Here is a 15,671-nt window from a genome sequence, read left to right on the forward strand (position 1 = left end):
TGGACAGGATTTGTCGCGATCAGGCAACTCAGCAGGCGTACATCGCCAGCTTGCGCTGGATGAAATCCAGGAAGCACTGGATGCGCAGTGCCAACTGGGTGTTGCGGTAATACACCGCGTGGATCGGCTGACGGTAGCCATTGTTGGCCTCGCTCAGCAGCACCTGCAGGCGCCCTGTGCGGATATCTTCGTGGGTCATGAAGTGCGACAGGCTGACGATGCCCTCCCCGGCCAACGCCAGCTGGCGCAGGGTTTCGCCGCTGGAAGCAACCAACGCCGGGCGGATGCTCCAGCGATCACCCTCAGCGTGGCGTAGCGGCCAATGATTGAGCGACTCCGGTTGGCTGAAGCCGAGCAGACAGTGGTTGGCCAGCTCCTCGACCTGCCGTGGCGTGCCGTGCTGCTCCAGGTAGGCCGGACTGGCCAGCACCTGCACCGGACTACAACCCAGGCTGCGCGCGTGCAGGCTGGAGTCGGCCAGCTCTCCGATGCGGATTGCCACATCAGTGCTCTGCTCCAGCAGGTCGATGATCAGGTCGTCGGTGTTGAGCTCCAGTTCGATGCCCGGGTACTGGCGGCGGAACTCGCCAATCCACGGCAGGATGGCATGCAGCATGAACGGCGCAGCGGCATTGATGCGCAATCGCCCGGTCGGGGTCTGGCGGTTCATCGACAGACGCTCTTCCATCTCGTCCATCTGCTGCAGGATCAGCCGCGAGCGCTCAAGAAAGTAGCGCCCCTCTTCGGTAAGGTCCATGCGCCGGGTGGTGCGGTTGACCAGCGTGGTGCCCAGCTTGCCCTCCAGGCGCGACAGGGTGCGGCTGACGGCAGACGGGGTCTGGCCCATCTGCTCGGCAGCAGCGGAAATCGAGCCGCAGTCGATGACGGCGACGAATACCTGGAGTTCTTCGGATCGGGTTTTCACATTCAGGCCTGCGGCTGATATCAATCCGGATTAGATCGCCTTGCCGAACACCTTGTCCAGATGCGCCTCGTAGGCCGCCAGTGCCGCCGGCACATCCGGGCGCTTCATCACATCCACAGCCAGGAAGGTCGGCAGGCCGGTCATACCCAGGAACTGGTTGGCCTTGTGGAACGGGAAGTACACGGCATCCACCCCCTTGCCTTCAAAGAAATCGCTGGGGTCATCGAACGCCTGCTGCGGCGCGTTCCAGGTCAGCGACAACATGTATTGCTTGCCGTGCACCAAACCACCGCTGCCGTATTTCTGCGAGTGGTCCGAACGGGTACGGCCATCATTGGCATACAGGCTGCCGTGGCCGGCAGTGAACACGTCGTCGATGTACTTCTTGACGGTCCACGGCGCACCCATCCACCAGCCGGGCATCTGATAGATCACCACATCGGCCCAGAGGAATTTCTCCACCTCTTCCTGGGCATCGTAGCCGCCATCGATGAACGTCTGGCGCACATCGAAGCCGGCGCGGTCCAGGTGAGCGATGGCCGCTTCGTGCAAGGTCGCGTTGAGACGGCCTTCGGAGTGAGCGAACTGTTTACCACCATTGAGCAGAAGGATCTTTTTCATGCTGGCCTCCACGGCCGAGTCAAAAATTGATGCCGGCAGGTTAGAGGCTCGCGGGGGCGGGATACAGCGGTGACGGGGCAAAATACAATTGACCAGAAGTCACGAATGAGCAATACATTATTGCCGTAAAATAGCGTCACCCCCCATCACCGAGTAGCGCCCCATGAGTGAGCCGTTCGCCTTTATCCTCAAAGCCAAGACCCGCCCGGAAATGGCTGATGCGTTCGAAAACCTGTTCCGTCCCTACGTCGAGCCAAGCCGCCAGGAACCCGGCTGCATCGAATACCACATGCTGCGCGACCAGCAGGACCCGAGCCTGTTTGTGTTCTTCGAAGTGTGGGCCGACAAGGCCGCGCTGGACGTGCACTCGGCCCTCCCGCACATGGCTGCCTTCTTCGAAAAACGCATGGATTACCTGGAGCGCGATTTCGATATCCAGAGGGTCGACATGCTCAGCGCTTCGTCCGCTAGCCGTTGATCAGCAGATGGACGCCGAGTGCGGCCAACCCGATGAAAAAGCAACGCTTGAACAGCAGCGCGCTGATCCGCTGACGCAGCCACTGGCCCGCCAGCATGCCGAGCAAAGCCGGCGCCAGCATCAGCAGCGACGCCCCCAACGCCTGGCCCCCCAAGGCATCCTGCCCGGCCAGGCCTAGGGCCAAGGCCAGGGTCGACACCGTAAACGACAGGCCCAGGGCCTGGATCAACTGCTCGCGGCTCAAGCCCAGGCTCTGCAGGTAAGGTACCGCTGGCATCACGAACACTCCGGTCGACGCCGTGACCACACCCGTGACCAGCCCGCAAAGCGGTCCCAGCCAGCGCTCGTGTCCCGGGCCCACCTGCAGGCCCGGGCCGACCACCCCATACAACGCGTAGACCAGCAAGGCGGCCCCCAACGCGTGCCCAGCCCAGGGGCCACTGCTGATTCCCAGCCAGGCGCTACCCAGCAAGGTGCCGACAACGATCAATGCCAGCATTGGCCCCAGGCGGACCAACAACCCTCGCAGATGCCCGCCGCTGGCCAGCTGCCACAGGTTGGTGAGTGTCGAGGGCACGATCAACAACGCGGCAGCCTGCGCAGGTGGCATAGCCAGGCCCAACAGGCCCATGGCAATGGTGGGCAGGCCCAGGCCGATGACCCCCTTCACTGCGCCCGCCAGCAGAAAGGTCAGTACAACCAGCAACGACAGTGCCGGGCCAATGTTCTGGTAAAACGCGAGCAAGGTAGTCATGGGCCGATGATGCCGTGCCCCGGGCGACGTGAGAATCTGCCATATACTCAGCCAGCCTCTTGCCAGGACAGAGCCACATGCATTTCGACCTGATCGACCTCAAGCTGTTCCAGCACACCCTGGAGTGCGGCAACATCACCGCCGGCGCCCGCCGCAGCCATCTGTCACTGCCAGCAGCCAGTGCGCGCATCCGCGCCATGGAAGCATCGCTGGGCATTCCCTTGCTGGAACGTAACCGCCGTGGCGTCCAACCAACGCCGGCTGGCCAGGCACTGTTGCAGCATGCGCGGCTGATAACGCAGCAGGTCGAACGCCTGCAGTTCGACCTGGGCCAATACGCGCAAGGGCAGCAAGGCCAGGTGCGCCTGCTGTGCAACACCGCTGCGCTGACCGAATACTTGCCCGAACTGCTGGCCAGCTACCTGGCTGAAAACCCTGGAGTCAGCGTGGATGTGCAAGAGCTGCCGAGTTTGCGCATCGTGCAGGCAATTACCCAAGGCATGGCCGACCTGGGCATCGTGTCCACAGCCGCCCCCAACGAGCACCTGCAGACCCGGCCGTTTCGAGACGACCCGCTGGTGCTAGTGACGCCACAGGGCCACCCCCTGGCCAGTGCGCTGGCGCCAAGTTTCGTCGACAGCCTGGCCCATGGCTATGTCGGCCTGGGGGCCGGCAGTGCATTGGGGTTGTACCTGGAAGAGCAAGCGCTGCACGAGGGGCAGCGCATGCAGGTTCGGGTACGAGCAGAGGGGTTTGATGGGGTGATCCGCATGGTCGCGGGCGGGGCCGGAATCGGGGTGGTGCCGCTGGCAGCGGTGCAGCGCTGGCAAGGGATGCTGCCGTTGCACTGGGTGGCGCTGCAGGAGCCATGGGCCAACCGCCGGCTGCTGGTGTGCGCGCGGGATTTCGCGGCATTACCAGGCTATGCCGCCGGACTGGTATCCGCCCTTATCCACTGACAGCCTTCGCTGGCACGCCTGCTTCCACAAACTCGTTCGCGTACCGCTCGGACCGTGAAGGTATTGATACCCCCCTGGGGTATTCGTGAAAGGGTACGGCGACCTCCTACTTCAGATAAGAACGCAGCAACGCTGCCACCTTGTCTGCCTCGTCCTGCCGTTCCTCGGCACTCAGGCCGTCCGCCACGAGGTGATCGCGGATGTGCCCTTCCATCACCTCGGCCATCAGCCCGTTCACCGCGCCGCGCACGGCAGCGATCTGCTGCAGGATCGCCAGGCAGTCCTTGTCCTGCTCCAGCGCCGTCTCCAGGGCGGCGGCTTGGCCTTTGATCTTGCGCACCCGGGTCAACAGCTGCTTCTTGCTCTTCAGGGTATGTGCCATTGGGTTTCACACCATGCTAGGTATACTGGGGTATAGTATTCTTCTCGATCTTCCGGGAGCATGATAAACCATGGCGACACAAACCTCAGACCGCTGGCAGCACAGCCACCAGTTCCACACCAGCAACCTGGGCGCTGAGCGCAAAACCCGCCTGGCGGTTTGGCTGACCGCAGTGATGATGGTGGCGGAGGTTGCCGGAGGCTGGTACTTCAACTCCATGGCGCTGCTGGCCGACGGCTGGCACATGAGCTCCCACGCCCTGGCACTTGGCCTGTCCTTGCTGGCCTACGCTGCCGCTCGGCGCTATGCAGGTGACCGGCGCTTTGCCTTCGGCACCTGGAAGATCGAAATTCTCGGCGGCTACTCCAGCGCATTGCTATTGCTGGGCGTGGCCGGACTGATGGCGTTCCAGTCGGTGGAACGGCTGTTGGTGCCGGGACAGATCCACTATGACGAGGCGATCTTGATTGCCGTGGCGGGCCTCGCCGTCAACCTCATCTGCGCCTGGCTGCTACGCGATGACCATCATCATGACCATCACCCTCACAGCCACGATCATCACCATCACCACCACCACCACCACCACGACCTGAACCTGCGCTCGGCCTACCTGCATGTGATGGCCGATGCCGCCACTTCGGTGCTGGCCATTGCTGCCTTGCTGGCCGGCAAGTTCTGGGGCGCCAGTTGGCTCGACCCAGCGATGGGCCTCGTCGGTGCGCTGCTGGTCGCGCTGTGGGCCCGTGGCCTGCTGCGCGATACCGGGCGAGTGTTACTGGACGCCGAGATGGACGCCCCGGTTGTGGCGGAAATCCGCGAAGTGGTCGCGCAATTGCCGGCGCCGGCCAGTATCACCGACCTGCATGTCTGGCGGGTGGGCAGGGACCAGTACGCCTGCATTCTTGGCCTGGCCACCCAGGCCACACTGAATGCCGACGGCGTGCGCCAGGCCCTGGCCGTGCACGAAGAGTTGGCGCACATCACTGTCGAGGTAAACCGCCTGCCATAGCGCGACCAGACACCTGGACGTCGAGCCCAGGCAACTGCTGCGCGGCCGTTGGGCCTATGGTGACCCGTCATTCAGCCAGTCACCAGGAGTTGTGCCATGTCCGATTTCATCACCGTCCTGCGCGAAACCTGCCCGACGCCGGTCGTGGACGCCACCAAGTGGAAGCGCATCGGCGGCGATCCGCACACCGTCAACCTCAATGCCTACCTGTCGGCCGACGGCAGCAAGATCATGGGCACCTGGATCTGCACCCCGGGCAAGTTCGAGGTCAACTACGATAAATGGGAGTTCTGCCACTTCCTCGATGGCTATTGCATCATTACCCCGGAAGGCGAAGAGCCCAAGCACCTGAAGGCGGGTGATGTGTTCGTGATCGAGCCAGGCATGAAAGGTACCTGGGAAGTGGTCGAGACTGTTCGTAAGTATTTCGTCTTCGCCTGACTTGCAGGCGCGGGTTTACCTGCGAATGCGGCGGTGAGGCTTCTGCAGCATTCGCGGGTGAACCCGCGCCTACAACGGCCGCGCACTACCTGTAAGCGTGGCCGAAAAAAATCGCGGAGCAGACGCCCTTCCCTCTGGTGCGCAGTTACAGAGGGAAGGCCACCTGGCCCGCGATGAAGTCCACCTCTTGCATCACTCCTTCTTGCGATAACCCTCGACAATGGCCGAGAAGTCCTTGCCACCCTCGCCTCGCAGGCTCATGGCCTGGTACAACTGCTGGGCCACGGCACCGAGAATCACCGGTTGGTGTGCCTGGCGTGCCGCTTCGGTAGCCAGCCCCAGGTCCTTGAGCATGAGTTCGGCGCCAAAACCACCGGTGTAGCCACGCGATGCCGGAGCGGTTTCGATGATGCCCGGCCACGGGTTGTAGGTGTCCGAGCTCCAGCAACGCCCGGTCGAACTGTTGATGATGCCGGCCAGCACCTTGGTATCGATACCCAACGCGTTACCCAGGGCCATGGCCTCGGACACGCCGATCATCGAAATGCCTAGCAGCAGGTTGTTGCAGATCTTGGCGACCTGGCCGGTACCGACTTCCCCGCAGTGCACGATGTTGCGGCCCATCTGTTCCAGTACCGGCTTGAGGCTGGCGAACAACTCGGTACTGGCGCCGACCATGAACGTCAGGGTGCCGGCCGCCGCGCCGCCAGTACCACCGGAAACCGGCGCATCACCCATGTCCACGCCCTTGGCCGCTGCGGCCTTGGACACATCACGTGCGGTCTGCGGGTCGATGGTGCTGCAGTCAACGGTCGGCGTGCCAGGGCGAATGCCAGCCAGTACGCCGTCCTCGTTCAAATACACGCTACGCACATGGGCTGCGGCCGGCAGCATGGTGATCACCAGCTCGCTGTTGGCCGCCGCGTCCTTGGGCGAGGGGCTGATCTGCCCGCCCAGTTCTGCCAGCTCGGCCAGCACGGCCTTGTTCAGGTCGAACAGGTTCAGCTGATGTCCGGCCTTGATCAGGTTGCGGGCCATGGGCGCGCCCATGTTGCCCAGGCCGATGAATGCGATACGCATGACGTACTCCTTAGCGCAGGCTAATGGTGGTGTTCACACCGTCGTTGACGCTGTCGTCATCGAACCAGCGAGCCGTGACGGTCTTGGTCTGAGTGTAGAACTGCACCACTTGCTTGCCGTAAGGCCCGAGGTCACCGAGTTTGGAACCCCGCGAGCCGGTGAAGCTGAAGAACGGTACGGGTACCGGGATCGGGATGTTGATGCCGACCTGGCCAATATCGATTTCGCTCTGGAACTTGCGGGCCGCAGCGCCGCTCTGGGTGAACAGGCCGGTGCCGTTGCCGAACGGGTTGGCGTTGACCAGGGCGATGGCCTCGTCGAGCGTATCGACTTCCAGGGTCACCAGCACCGGGCCGAAGATTTCCTGGGTATACACCTGCATGTCGGTCTTCACGCCCGAGAACAGGGTTGGGCCGACGAAGTTGCCTTGCTCGTAGCCCGGCACCTTGACGTCACGGCCGTCAAGTTCCAGCTTGGCGCCTTCCTTGATACCGCTTTCGATCAGGCCCAGCACACGCTCCTTGGCACGCTTGGATACCACCGGGCCAACGTCGGTGCCCGGCTCACAGCCAGCATTGACCTTGAGCTTGCTGGCAGCCTCCTTGATATCCGGCAACCATTCGCGGGCCTTGCCCACCAACACCGCCACCGAGGTCGCCATGCAGCGCTGGCCCGCCGCGCCAAAGGCAGCACCCACCAGCGCATTGATGGTTTGTGTGCGGTTGGCATCAGGCAACACCACCGCGTGGTTCTTGGCACCCATCATTGACTGCACACGCTTGCCATGCTGGCTGCCAAGGTTGTAAACGTGCGTGCCGACTTCAGTAGAGCCCACGAAGGAAATCGCCTTGATGTCCTGGTGGGTGCAAATGGCATCCACCACCTGCTTGCCGCCGTGCACCACGTTCAGCACACCGGCCGGCACGCCGGCTTCCAGCGCCAGCTCGACCAGTAGCATGGTCGACAACGGGTCCTGCTCGGACGGTTTGAGCACAAACGTGTTGCCGCAGACAATGGCCATAGGGAACATCCACAGCGGGATCATTGCCGGGAAGTTGAACGGGGTGATGCCAGCGCATACGCCGATCGGCTGGCGCAGGGTGTAGGTATCGACACCGCCGGCGACGTTCTCGGCAAATTCGCCCATCTGCAGGGTGCCAATGGACGCCGCGTGCTCGACCACTTCCAGGCCGCGGAAGATATCGCCTTCAGCGTCGGCCAGGGTCTTGCCCTGCTCGGCGCTGAGCACCTGGGCAATGCGTTTGGTGTGTTCGCGGATCAGCGCCTGCAGCTTGAGCATGATGCGCATGCGCGCGCCGATCGGGGTGTTACGCCATGTCTGGAAAGCGCGGTGAGCAGCGGCCACGGCTGCATCGACTTCCTCGACGGTGGCGAACGGTACGCGCGCCAGCACCTCTTGGGTGGCCGGGTTGACGATGTCACGCCATTCGGTGGTTTTGGACTCGACCCACTGGCCGTCGATCAGCAGCTTGACCTGCTCGACCTTGGTGCTGTTAGGGGATTGCGGTGCGTTCATCTGCGTTCTCCTTGGAATTGTTGTCGGGACGAGATCGCCAGCGCCGGGCAAACGCGGGGTGGCGTCCTGAGGCTTGTTTCGAGTATAGATGTGCAAACATCCAACAAGAACGCACAAAAAAACCGGATCATCATGCAAAAAGACCTCACATCCCTGAGCGCGCTCAACTGGGACGATTTGAAGTTCTTCCTCGAAGTGGCTCGCACCCGCAAGGCCAGCAGTGCCGCCAAACGGCTGAGCGTGGACTACACCACCGTGTCGCGACGCATCAGCTCGCTGGAGGGTGCGCTGGGCACCTTGCTGTTCGAAAAGTCGCGCACCAACGGCTTTGTGCTGACCGCCGAGGGCCAGCGCCTGCTGGGCTATGCCGAATCGATCGAGAGCACGCTGCACATGGCGTGCGAGCAGGTGTCCGGGTCGGGGGTGGCGTTGTCGGGCCATGTGCGCATGGGCTGCACGGAGGGCTTTGGCAGCTTTTTCATCACGCCGCAGCTAAGCCACTTCGTCGACGCCTACCCGGCGATTTCGGTGGACATCCTGCCGCTGCCGCACTTCATCAGCCTGTCCAAGCGTGAGGCGGACATCGTCATCGCGCTGGAGCGGCCCGAGCACGGGCCTTATGTGTGCTGCAAGCTGTGCGACTACCGCCTGCGGCTGTATGCCACCCAGGGCTACCTGGACAGCCACGCGCCGATCCGCCAGGTGACGGACCTGGCCAAACACCCCTTCATCAGTTACGTGGATGACCTGGCGTTCAGCTCCGAGCTGCTGTACCTGGCCAACCTGATCCCCAACGCCAGCGCACATTTGCGCAGTACCAGCGTGATCGCGCAGTACACGGCAGCGCTGCAGGGGCGTGGGCTGGCAATATTGCCGTGCTTCCTCGCCGCGCAGGACCCGCGATTGGTCACGGTGTTGCCGGAGGAGATCGAGGTGACGCGGCAGTTCTGGATGTACTGCCGGGAGGATTTGCGCAAGTTGAAGCGCATTACCCTGCTGTGGGATTACATCCGGGCGGTGACCGAGGCGAATGCGCCGTTGTTGATGGGGCAAACCCGCGAGATGCGCTTTGCGTAGCCTAGATCGACAAGGAGTAAGGGTGGCTCATCCTACCCACGGCAAGGGGGCTGTGGCAACGCCTTGTGACAGTGGTTGTGACACAGGTTGTGACAGTGCGTTTCCGCTAAAGACCCATTTTTCCCCTCAAATCAGGCATGGGGTTTCGGTTCGTATCCGGCGACGTTGTAAGTGGAAATCCCCTGAGGTACAGCGACTGGGCTTAACCCCCCAGCTTTCTAAAGACACCGGGGCGTCTAAGAACCGTCAAATCCAGTAGGGCATAAACAAGAACGCCCGCCACAGCTCCACAGAGGGCGGTGGCGAGGCGCTTTAGTGCATATCTACGTACCCCAAAGGGTGATGCTTAACGTTGCTGTATGGGCTAGTTTTAAGCCACCTTATCGAATGACAGATTGAGCGTGGCCATCACACGCATTACCGTAGTTGCACTCCATTCTCCACCACGGGAAGTTGTTACACCTTTCGCATTCAGGCAATCGGCTACAGAACGTAACGTGGTGCACTTGTCGAAAAGACATTCTTTGATGTGTGGCAGTACCGTGGCAGCATGGGCTGTTGCTTTCTTCACGTTCGCTTGGGTTGCTGCTCCATCCTTACCAGTGGCGTTGCGACGGGCTTCTACAGGTGCAGCATTGCGACGCGCAATCTTTGCTTGGCTAACTTCACAACCGCTGTCTGCACGTTGCTGCAATGCTTTGAGTGCAGCCTTAGTACGCTCGCTGATGAATGTACGTTCCTGCTCAGCCAACATGGCGTGGATGTGAAGTTCAACAGTGGTGGCGTGTGGCATCGTGGCCACTTTGAAGTTGTTACGTTTCATCATGCCAGCGATGTGCTCGACGTCACGACTCAGACGGTCCAGCTTGGCAACTACCAGTACAGCATCATGTTCCTTGCACGCGGCAATGGCCTTAAAGCATTCAGGACGCTCAGCAGGTGCGACAGAGCCGGAGATTGTATCAGTGAACTCGCCAACCACTTCCCACCCGTTCTGCTCAGCTGCTACAGCGATGTAATCATGCTGGGCTTCGATACCCAAACCTGATTCGCCTTGCGATTTCGTAGACTGGCGGTAGTAGGCGATTACTTTCATTTGATAACCACTCTCGTTCTGCTCGGCACCTTGCCTTGCTGATGCTGGTCATACTACTGGCTCACCATTACTGTTACAAGACTTAGTCGGTCGTATTAGGAATGAAACAAGGTAAAATAAATTTCCTTGACGACCACTGCTGATCTATGCGGGTGGATGACAGCCGAAATGAAGTGTCAGGCAGACCGGCGAACTCGCAGAAAATCGTGCTCGCCAACACAACTGGAAATGCCGAAGGCGGAAAATGAAATCTGGATTTTCCTGAGCGTCGTGTGACGACATTGGAAGACATGGTGTAGCGACATTGGTGACTATCGGAAAGGTTGAGTCCATAGATATCGAAGTCTGCGCTTGGCGTGCTGACAGTGCGGTGATAGCTTTATGCCTTTAAGACAACAAGGACGGAACGATGCGACAGCTGATTACCGCAGCCGCGATCACTACTATGCTGAGTGGCTGCGCTGCACCACCTACCTTAGGGGAGGCAACTCCGATCCCCAACAACCGACTGTTGGCGTATCAGGTCGAAGAGCATGGTAAACATGCTAGTGTTACGGTGTTTAGAGAAAGCGCAATCCCATCTGCTCAGTGCTACTTTGCGGTATATGTTGATGGTGTCCTTTCTGCTCGGCTGGACAATAACGAAAAGGCTAGCTTTTACCTAAAACCGGGTAGACACCTGATCGGCGTTGGGGCAGACCCACAAGGCGCAGGAAATTGCTCAGGGAATAGTGGGTACAAGAGAGAAGTGGCGACGTGGGTGGAAGTCGGTGAAAAGCAAACCTTTCGGATTGCATTTCAACCCATGCTTGATATTCGTCCGTCTTCGTACTAAGCCGGTCATAATTGCGTAGTATTCAGTACTAGCCATACTACGAACTCTTGAGGTTTAAAAATGGATTTGAAGGACTTTATTGCCACTAGTCTTACGCAAATTGCAGAAGGAATACTAACAGCCAATGAAGCATTGAGGGGGACCGATGCAGAGGTGAATCCTGTTCATCTAGTCACTCACTCAAATTCTGCTCAAGGCTATGGGCGGCTGCTTCTGCCACATGAAGAAGAACGCGGACGATTGGTGGAGCGTGTGTCATTTGATGTGGCTGTAACTGCTGAAAGTTCAGAGGCAGGAAAAGGAGGCTTGAAAGTGGGCATCGCTTCATTCGGGATCAATGGTGGCATTGAGTCCACGGATAAATCAGGCAGCACATCTCGTATCCAGTTTGGGGTTCCTATGGTCTTCCCATCTAAGCGCAACGACAAATGAGTTTCGTTTCGTCCGCTCCCTCTGGTGCAAGGGCTGATGCGACATGAGCTATAAAAAGCACTCGCAGGGGTTAATGCTTAGAGTGCTTCGGAAGTGTACGATGCAACTTGTATCTGGCATTGCAGGGCGGCACTAATCCTTTGTTAATGAGACTGACTGCATGGAGTCAATATGATAGAAGCCTTCATCTCTCGCCCCAATTGGGCTCCTCCTATTATTGAGAGAAATCTCGAACCATTCTATCGGCTACTCGAAGACTTGGGATTTCGTGCAAATACCATTGGAAAGAGCCAGATTCCACTGCGCTCTCCATTTGAAGATGTTCGCAGGCTTATGCAAAAGTGCCAATGCACTATCGTGCTCGGGCTACCTCAAATATTCATGCATAGCGGTAACGTCAAACATGTTCCTATCGAAAAGCATCTGAATCTGCCGACTGAGTGGAATCAGATTGAAACGACCATGTCTCTGATGCTGGATTTACCAACGTTGGTCTTGCTTCACAGTAATGTTACAAGTCGAGGGATTTTCGAGCGAGGTGCAGCAAATGTATTTGTACATGCCTTCAATGCCCTTGAGCCAAACTGGCTGGAAGAAATTCGACCTGCACTTCAATCGCTGAAAAAAGAAATTGGCGGCTGAGTAGATCAACCTACATTGCGTTATGCTCTTTGGCTATCATTATTTAATGATTCTGAGAATGCAGGCATTGGCAGAGAATGATACTCACAGGAACCTGTAAGTTTACATTCCTCTAAGACGGGAAGAGGAATGCTTTCTCTGCCTCTTTCCGAGTTTTATAAGTATCATTTTCTTCGTTTGAGCACGAAGAGATTGATATGAGAATCTTGATTTGCCAATCAAGAGGGAAGAAACAAATACATTCATAAAAGATACTCGACTTGACAGCCGAGAAGAGAAAGAAAATACATCTGCTGTTGATCTTGATCTTGCTTTAAGGCGACGAAGGAGACTCCCCCAAAGGGGTAAGAGAAGAAATCATTCGCTTTTGATATTTGTTATAAAACTGACTGATGCTCTTTTGTTATCCGTCTACGGATGAAAGGTTTTATCAGTAATGTTTTATGATTGTATATTCCTGTGTTAGTTAACACAGAGTGATAAAGCTCTTTGATTTAGGGGGCTGTCTGCTGCTGCCTGCCCCCTTCTATTTTCTTGGAAATCGTGACTCAAGGTTCAACCTTGGATAGAAGCTATCCTGTGGACAACTTCCACAGAAGGAAACACCCTATTATATAAGTAGGAATTTTGCCCAGCCCAGCAACCATGCGGCCTACAGAGCATCGCACCCTGAGCAAGATCAAAAAAATGCAGGGAAGATATCGTCGGATGGTCCGTCATGCGGCAAGTTGTAGTGGTTCCATCTTAGCAAGTCGCATGGCTCTAACACTCTCGCCATATTCTACATACCGACCTTGAAGCCTAAACTCAAGCTGCTCCGCCGTGTAGCTGGCCCTTATATTGGATTTCACTTCAATATTTGTTGAGTGGCCAATGCCATCGGGGTGAGACTTAATAACATCTAAGTACCATTGCTTAGCGTACTTGCCTTGCACCCAGTCCTCACCGCGAAATACGAAACGCGGATTAACAGTTAGGATTACCTCACCTTTCCTCACTCCATTACGTGCAGTACGGACACGAACAAAGTCTCTGTCACGTAAAGGTTTGAGCTTCCGCATTAAGTCGTCAACATGGACGCCAAGCATCTTTGCAAGATCAACCTGAGTGATCGCCAGTATATTTCGATACTTAACGGCTTTCTCAAGAACTTTCAAAGTTTTCATCGCGGGTGCTGTGATCCTGCAATCAATAGCTCCTTTCGAATCCTTCCATGCGAAGTAAGCTTCCGACTCCAACTCTCTCAGCCGATTAAGTTTACGGGGTGGCAACTTACGAAGATCAACATGTTTTAGATGCTCATCGAAGTCGTCAATACTACAGCAATCAGCCAGTGACCGCTTATAGTCTGCACGCTGGGCATAAACAGACGATGGATCACCATGACCAAGAATCTCACCCGTGAGCCTGTCAACTACAAATCCGTCAACTTCGTATGTTATTCCAGTATTTACCATTACATCAATTCTCCTTTATCAATTCAATAAGCTACCTCCTATGAGGTTTGCCATGTATTTGTGAGTCGCCATTATCCCAAGATTTCAAATGGCAGAAAACCCCTTGACAATTTGTCTAAATCAATAGGTCATAAATAGCTTAGAGAACTCGGTTGGTGACTTCTCTAAGTCTGATTCGACTTCTCTAAGCAAGAAATCACCAATCAGTATGCAGGCCGCTCCACAGCTTCAAACGAAGCGATTACAGCGATGCTCACTCACACCCGCTCCTTTTACTGCCCGAGACGAGAACACGCTCAGAAACGCACCCAGTGAGCCTCATGGCATGGTTTCCGATGCTTATCAAGGGCGGAGTCTGATTATTCGTTATATCTGTAGATATTGAAGACTTTTTCATTGAGAAAGTGGAATGTGCTTAACCCTCAGGCCACAATGTCCAAGGGAAATCGGAACATCGCCAGCTTCTTACAGGCAAAAGAAAGCCTCCTGCCAGCGTTAACCAGTAGGAGGCATCTGATACTTTCATTGTTACTCCGTCAGGATTGGCCATGGAGCTTCAGGGATTACAAGTGGAGAGAAACATCTCTGCACTTGTTTTTCAATTGCAGCAAGTTGCCTTGCTTCTTTTTCTGCTGCTGCTTTCAGTTCTTTTTCTACAGCTGCTTGTTTCAGCTGTTCGCGAAGTAACTCTTGATAACGACCATGTTCACTTTGAAGGTGAGCAACATACGATGCTTTCACATTAGCTTTAATGGCTTCAACATCCAAGGCTTGAACATCGTCAGGCTTTTTCAAAAAGCATGAGTAATTGAGTGGTTCTGTGATAACTCGCCAGCTTCTGGCAACTGTATATCCAGCTTTCAGTTTGCCTGCTACTTGCTCAAGGAAGTCATGAGCTAGTGAAGCATTTAGGAATTCTAGACTATCGCTCGTGTGATGATACTTATGTAGTTCAAGAGCAAGACGCCGGTCAAACTCTACTTCCTCATATTTCGGTGGAGTACCACGAATGGTGATCTTATCCTTGCTTGCTGTCATTCAATTTCTCCTTTGTGAGCTTTAATATAGTTCACCAACTCGACCAGAAGGTTAACTTCACGCTTCAAATTGTTCACTTCACAAACCCACTCATCAAGTTGGATGGCGATATTTTCATTTGTTACTGTCATTGTTTTGCTCCTTTGCGATTATGGATTAATTTAATCATTTTGGTGATGATTGTGGATTGATAAAGCAACTCGTCATACTGAGCGAATGGCTTTACAGCTAGAGTGGCTGTCTGTTGTTTCGTTAGGTCAGTTGTGGCAACTGCTCTACCCGTCTGCTGCTGTAGCTTCTTTCGTGCCGTGGCTCTTTGTAAACCTTTGATGAATGTGTCAGACATGTCTTGATGCTCCTGTGATAAATCGTTGTTCTTCAAGAAGTTCAACAATGCCATTACATCGCAGCCATTCCGATTGATTACTGGTGGCCTTAGCTGCACTACCCAGCGACTTGTAGTATCGAATTTCTTGACTAATGGTGTAGTTATTCCATTTACTTGGCATACTTCTGTACCACCATTCCAGTGAGCAGACCGCTGATCCCTTTCTTGGATTTGAAAGCATCAATAGCGAGGCTAGTATAAACATTTATGGGCACTCGGAAGTTGACAAGAACCGATTGCAGCTTGTTTGATCGAAAGAGCTTGCTACGGCAGCTATTGCTGCAAGTGGTGGCATGTTTACGTAAGTGACTAATGTCAGTATTGCAAATTTTGCAAAATCGGGAATATTCCATTTGGAAACCTCCATTAAGAATCAGGGACAAAGAAAAACCCCAGCCACTCGTAAGAGGACGGGGAACTTGGAGAAAGAAGGCCAGCCACTATAGCTAATAGCTGGCTATAACCAATTGGCAATTGATCACAAGGAAAAGTGCTGCTGACTTATCGAGGGTAGTCAACA

19 protein-coding genes are annotated in these 15,671 nt (G+C 56.1%); 8 read left to right on the forward strand and 11 right to left on the reverse strand.

Features of this window, described 5'->3' with window-relative positions; all coding sequences use genetic code 11:
• Nucleotides 1–28: 28 nt before the first annotated feature.
• Nucleotides 29–925: a LysR family transcriptional regulator gene (locus tag ACZ889_RS00005; RefSeq protein ID WP_054889663.1), complete on the reverse strand. Its 897-nt coding sequence runs from the start codon at nucleotides 923–925 to the stop codon at nucleotides 29–31.
• Between the two features lie 30 nt (nucleotides 926–955).
• Nucleotides 956–1,546 carry an NADPH:quinone oxidoreductase MdaB gene (mdaB, locus tag ACZ889_RS00010; protein ID WP_003251592.1) on the reverse strand — a complete coding sequence of 197 codons (591 nt, stop codon included), beginning with the start codon at nucleotides 1,544–1,546 and terminating at the stop codon, nucleotides 956–958.
• A gap of 163 nt (nucleotides 1,547–1,709) precedes the next feature.
• Here mdaB and ACZ889_RS00015 point away from each other — a divergent pair, with 163 nt between their 5' ends.
• Entirely contained in the window at nucleotides 1,710–2,024 is a 315-nt protein-coding gene (locus tag ACZ889_RS00015; protein WP_003251589.1) for a putative quinol monooxygenase, read from the forward strand.
• Here ACZ889_RS00015 and ACZ889_RS00020 read toward each other — a convergent pair.
• A complete protein-coding gene (locus ACZ889_RS00020) occupies nucleotides 2,014–2,778 on the reverse strand; it encodes a sulfite exporter TauE/SafE family protein (RefSeq protein WP_003251587.1) in 765 nt (254 codons plus the stop codon). The genes ACZ889_RS00015 and ACZ889_RS00020 overlap by 11 nt on opposite strands.
• Before the next feature lie 77 nt (nucleotides 2,779–2,855).
• On the opposite strand from ACZ889_RS00020, the gene ACZ889_RS00025 reads away from it, so the two are divergent.
• Nucleotides 2,856–3,737 (forward strand): LysR family transcriptional regulator, encoded by an 882-nt coding sequence (locus tag ACZ889_RS00025; protein WP_476257082.1) that lies wholly within the window; start codon nucleotides 2,856–2,858, stop codon nucleotides 3,735–3,737.
• A gap of 106 nt (nucleotides 3,738–3,843) precedes the next feature.
• Here the strand turns inward: ACZ889_RS00025 and ACZ889_RS00030 are convergent, their stop codons facing one another.
• Entirely contained in the window at nucleotides 3,844–4,119 is a 276-nt protein-coding gene (locus ACZ889_RS00030) for a metal/formaldehyde-sensitive transcriptional repressor (protein ID WP_003251584.1), read from the reverse strand.
• A gap of 70 nt (nucleotides 4,120–4,189) precedes the next feature.
• Here ACZ889_RS00030 and dmeF point away from each other — a divergent pair, with 70 nt between their 5' ends.
• Entirely contained in the window at nucleotides 4,190–5,128 is a 939-nt protein-coding gene (dmeF, locus tag ACZ889_RS00035; RefSeq protein WP_012053717.1) for a CDF family Co(II)/Ni(II) efflux transporter DmeF, read from the forward strand.
• A 96-nt stretch (nucleotides 5,129–5,224) separates the two neighbouring features.
• The gene (locus ACZ889_RS00040; RefSeq protein WP_003251579.1) at nucleotides 5,225–5,569 is read left to right on the forward strand and encodes a cupin domain-containing protein; all 345 of its coding nucleotides are present in this window, start codon (nucleotides 5,225–5,227) and stop codon (nucleotides 5,567–5,569) included.
• 192 nt (nucleotides 5,570–5,761) lie between these two features.
• Here the strand turns inward: ACZ889_RS00040 and mmsB are convergent, their stop codons facing one another.
• Nucleotides 5,762–6,649 (reverse strand): 3-hydroxyisobutyrate dehydrogenase, encoded by an 888-nt coding sequence (gene mmsB, locus ACZ889_RS00045; RefSeq protein WP_476257083.1) that lies wholly within the window; start codon nucleotides 6,647–6,649, stop codon nucleotides 5,762–5,764.
• Between the two features lie 10 nt (nucleotides 6,650–6,659).
• A complete protein-coding gene (locus ACZ889_RS00050; protein WP_003251574.1) occupies nucleotides 6,660–8,186 on the reverse strand; it encodes a CoA-acylating methylmalonate-semialdehyde dehydrogenase in 1,527 nt (508 codons plus the stop codon).
• Nucleotides 8,187–8,318: 132 nt separating this feature from the next.
• On the opposite strand from ACZ889_RS00050, the gene ACZ889_RS00055 reads away from it, so the two are divergent.
• Nucleotides 8,319–9,263 (forward strand): LysR family transcriptional regulator, encoded by a 945-nt coding sequence (locus tag ACZ889_RS00055; RefSeq protein ID WP_476257084.1) that lies wholly within the window; start codon nucleotides 8,319–8,321, stop codon nucleotides 9,261–9,263.
• A gap of 370 nt (nucleotides 9,264–9,633) precedes the next feature.
• Here the strand turns inward: ACZ889_RS00055 and ACZ889_RS00060 are convergent, their stop codons facing one another.
• On the reverse strand, nucleotides 9,634–10,359 hold the full coding sequence (locus ACZ889_RS00060) for a recombinase family protein (protein WP_476257085.1): 726 nt from the start codon (nucleotides 10,357–10,359) through the stop codon (nucleotides 9,634–9,636).
• Nucleotides 10,360–10,768: 409 nt separating this feature from the next.
• Between ACZ889_RS00060 and ACZ889_RS00065 the strand changes: the two genes are divergently transcribed.
• The 3 genes from ACZ889_RS00065 to ACZ889_RS00075 all read left to right on the forward strand — a co-directional run bounded on the left by ACZ889_RS00065 (nucleotide 10,769) and on the right by ACZ889_RS00075 (nucleotide 12,268).
• Complete coding sequence (locus ACZ889_RS00065) at nucleotides 10,769–11,194, forward strand: hypothetical protein (RefSeq protein ID WP_476257086.1); 426 nt, start codon at nucleotides 10,769–10,771, stop codon at nucleotides 11,192–11,194.
• 60 nt (nucleotides 11,195–11,254) lie between these two features.
• Nucleotides 11,255–11,626 carry a hypothetical protein gene (locus ACZ889_RS00070; protein ID WP_476257087.1) on the forward strand — a complete coding sequence of 124 codons (372 nt, stop codon included), beginning with the start codon at nucleotides 11,255–11,257 and terminating at the stop codon, nucleotides 11,624–11,626.
• Between the two features lie 171 nt (nucleotides 11,627–11,797).
• Nucleotides 11,798–12,268, forward strand: a complete 471-nt coding sequence (locus tag ACZ889_RS00075) for a hypothetical protein (protein WP_476257088.1) — start codon at nucleotides 11,798–11,800, stop codon at nucleotides 12,266–12,268.
• 716 nt (nucleotides 12,269–12,984) lie between these two features.
• Here ACZ889_RS00075 and ACZ889_RS00080 read toward each other — a convergent pair.
• From ACZ889_RS00080 to ACZ889_RS00095, 4 genes are all read right to left on the reverse strand, one after another.
• Nucleotides 12,985–13,725, reverse strand: a complete 741-nt coding sequence (locus ACZ889_RS00080) for a hypothetical protein (RefSeq protein WP_476257089.1) — start codon at nucleotides 13,723–13,725, stop codon at nucleotides 12,985–12,987.
• Between the two features lie 528 nt (nucleotides 13,726–14,253).
• Entirely contained in the window at nucleotides 14,254–14,763 is a 510-nt protein-coding gene (locus ACZ889_RS00085; protein ID WP_476257090.1) for a hypothetical protein, read from the reverse strand.
• Nucleotides 14,760–14,894 carry a hypothetical protein gene (locus ACZ889_RS00090; RefSeq protein WP_476257091.1) on the reverse strand — a complete coding sequence of 45 codons (135 nt, stop codon included), beginning with the start codon at nucleotides 14,892–14,894 and terminating at the stop codon, nucleotides 14,760–14,762. The genes ACZ889_RS00085 and ACZ889_RS00090 overlap by 4 nt, the downstream gene beginning before the upstream one ends.
• Entirely contained in the window at nucleotides 14,891–15,109 is a 219-nt protein-coding gene (locus ACZ889_RS00095; RefSeq protein WP_476257092.1) for a hypothetical protein, read from the reverse strand. The genes ACZ889_RS00090 and ACZ889_RS00095 overlap by 4 nt, the downstream gene beginning before the upstream one ends.
• Nucleotides 15,110–15,671: the final 562 nt, after the last annotated feature.

The organism is Pseudomonas sp. TE3895, assembly GCF_056278855.1.

What these genes read in the sequence shown, in the direction of transcription:
- ACZ889_RS00040 (WP_003251579.1), top strand. Translation starts at nt 5,225, where the DNA reads ATGTCCGATTTCATCACCGTCCTGCGCGAAACCTGCCCGACGCCGGTC.
- dmeF (WP_012053717.1), top strand. Translation starts at nt 4,190, where the DNA reads ATGGCGACACAAACCTCAGACCGCTGGCAGCACAGCCACCAGTTCCAC.
- ACZ889_RS00020 (WP_003251587.1), bottom strand. Translation starts at nt 2,778, where the DNA reads ATGACTACCTTGCTCGCGTTTTACCAGAACATTGGCCCGGCACTGTCG.
- ACZ889_RS00025 (WP_476257082.1), top strand. Translation starts at nt 2,856, where the DNA reads ATGCATTTCGACCTGATCGACCTCAAGCTGTTCCAGCACACCCTGGAG.
- ACZ889_RS00070 (WP_476257087.1), top strand. Translation starts at nt 11,255, where the DNA reads ATGGATTTGAAGGACTTTATTGCCACTAGTCTTACGCAAATTGCAGAA.
- ACZ889_RS00065 (WP_476257086.1), top strand. Translation starts at nt 10,769, where the DNA reads ATGCGACAGCTGATTACCGCAGCCGCGATCACTACTATGCTGAGTGGC.
- ACZ889_RS00050 (WP_003251574.1), bottom strand. Translation starts at nt 8,186, where the DNA reads ATGAACGCACCGCAATCCCCTAACAGCACCAAGGTCGAGCAGGTCAAG.
- ACZ889_RS00015 (WP_003251589.1), top strand. Translation starts at nt 1,710, where the DNA reads ATGAGTGAGCCGTTCGCCTTTATCCTCAAAGCCAAGACCCGCCCGGAA.
- ACZ889_RS00080 (WP_476257089.1), bottom strand. Translation starts at nt 13,725, where the DNA reads ATGGTAAATACTGGAATAACATACGAAGTTGACGGATTTGTAGTTGAC.
- mmsB (WP_476257083.1), bottom strand. Translation starts at nt 6,649, where the DNA reads ATGCGTATCGCATTCATCGGCCTGGGCAACATGGGCGCGCCCATGGCC.
- ACZ889_RS00075 (WP_476257088.1), top strand. Translation starts at nt 11,798, where the DNA reads ATGATAGAAGCCTTCATCTCTCGCCCCAATTGGGCTCCTCCTATTATT.
- ACZ889_RS00060 (WP_476257085.1), bottom strand. Translation starts at nt 10,359, where the DNA reads ATGAAAGTAATCGCCTACTACCGCCAGTCTACGAAATCGCAAGGCGAA.
- ACZ889_RS00055 (WP_476257084.1), top strand. Translation starts at nt 8,319, where the DNA reads ATGCAAAAAGACCTCACATCCCTGAGCGCGCTCAACTGGGACGATTTG.
- ACZ889_RS00030 (WP_003251584.1), bottom strand. Translation starts at nt 4,119, where the DNA reads ATGGCACATACCCTGAAGAGCAAGAAGCAGCTGTTGACCCGGGTGCGC.
- ACZ889_RS00085 (WP_476257090.1), bottom strand. Translation starts at nt 14,763, where the DNA reads ATGACAGCAAGCAAGGATAAGATCACCATTCGTGGTACTCCACCGAAA.
- mdaB (WP_003251592.1), bottom strand. Translation starts at nt 1,546, where the DNA reads ATGAAAAAGATCCTTCTGCTCAATGGTGGTAAACAGTTCGCTCACTCC.
- ACZ889_RS00095 (WP_476257092.1), bottom strand. Translation starts at nt 15,109, where the DNA reads ATGTCTGACACATTCATCAAAGGTTTACAAAGAGCCACGGCACGAAAG.
- ACZ889_RS00090 (WP_476257091.1), bottom strand. Translation starts at nt 14,894, where the DNA reads ATGACAGTAACAAATGAAAATATCGCCATCCAACTTGATGAGTGGGTT.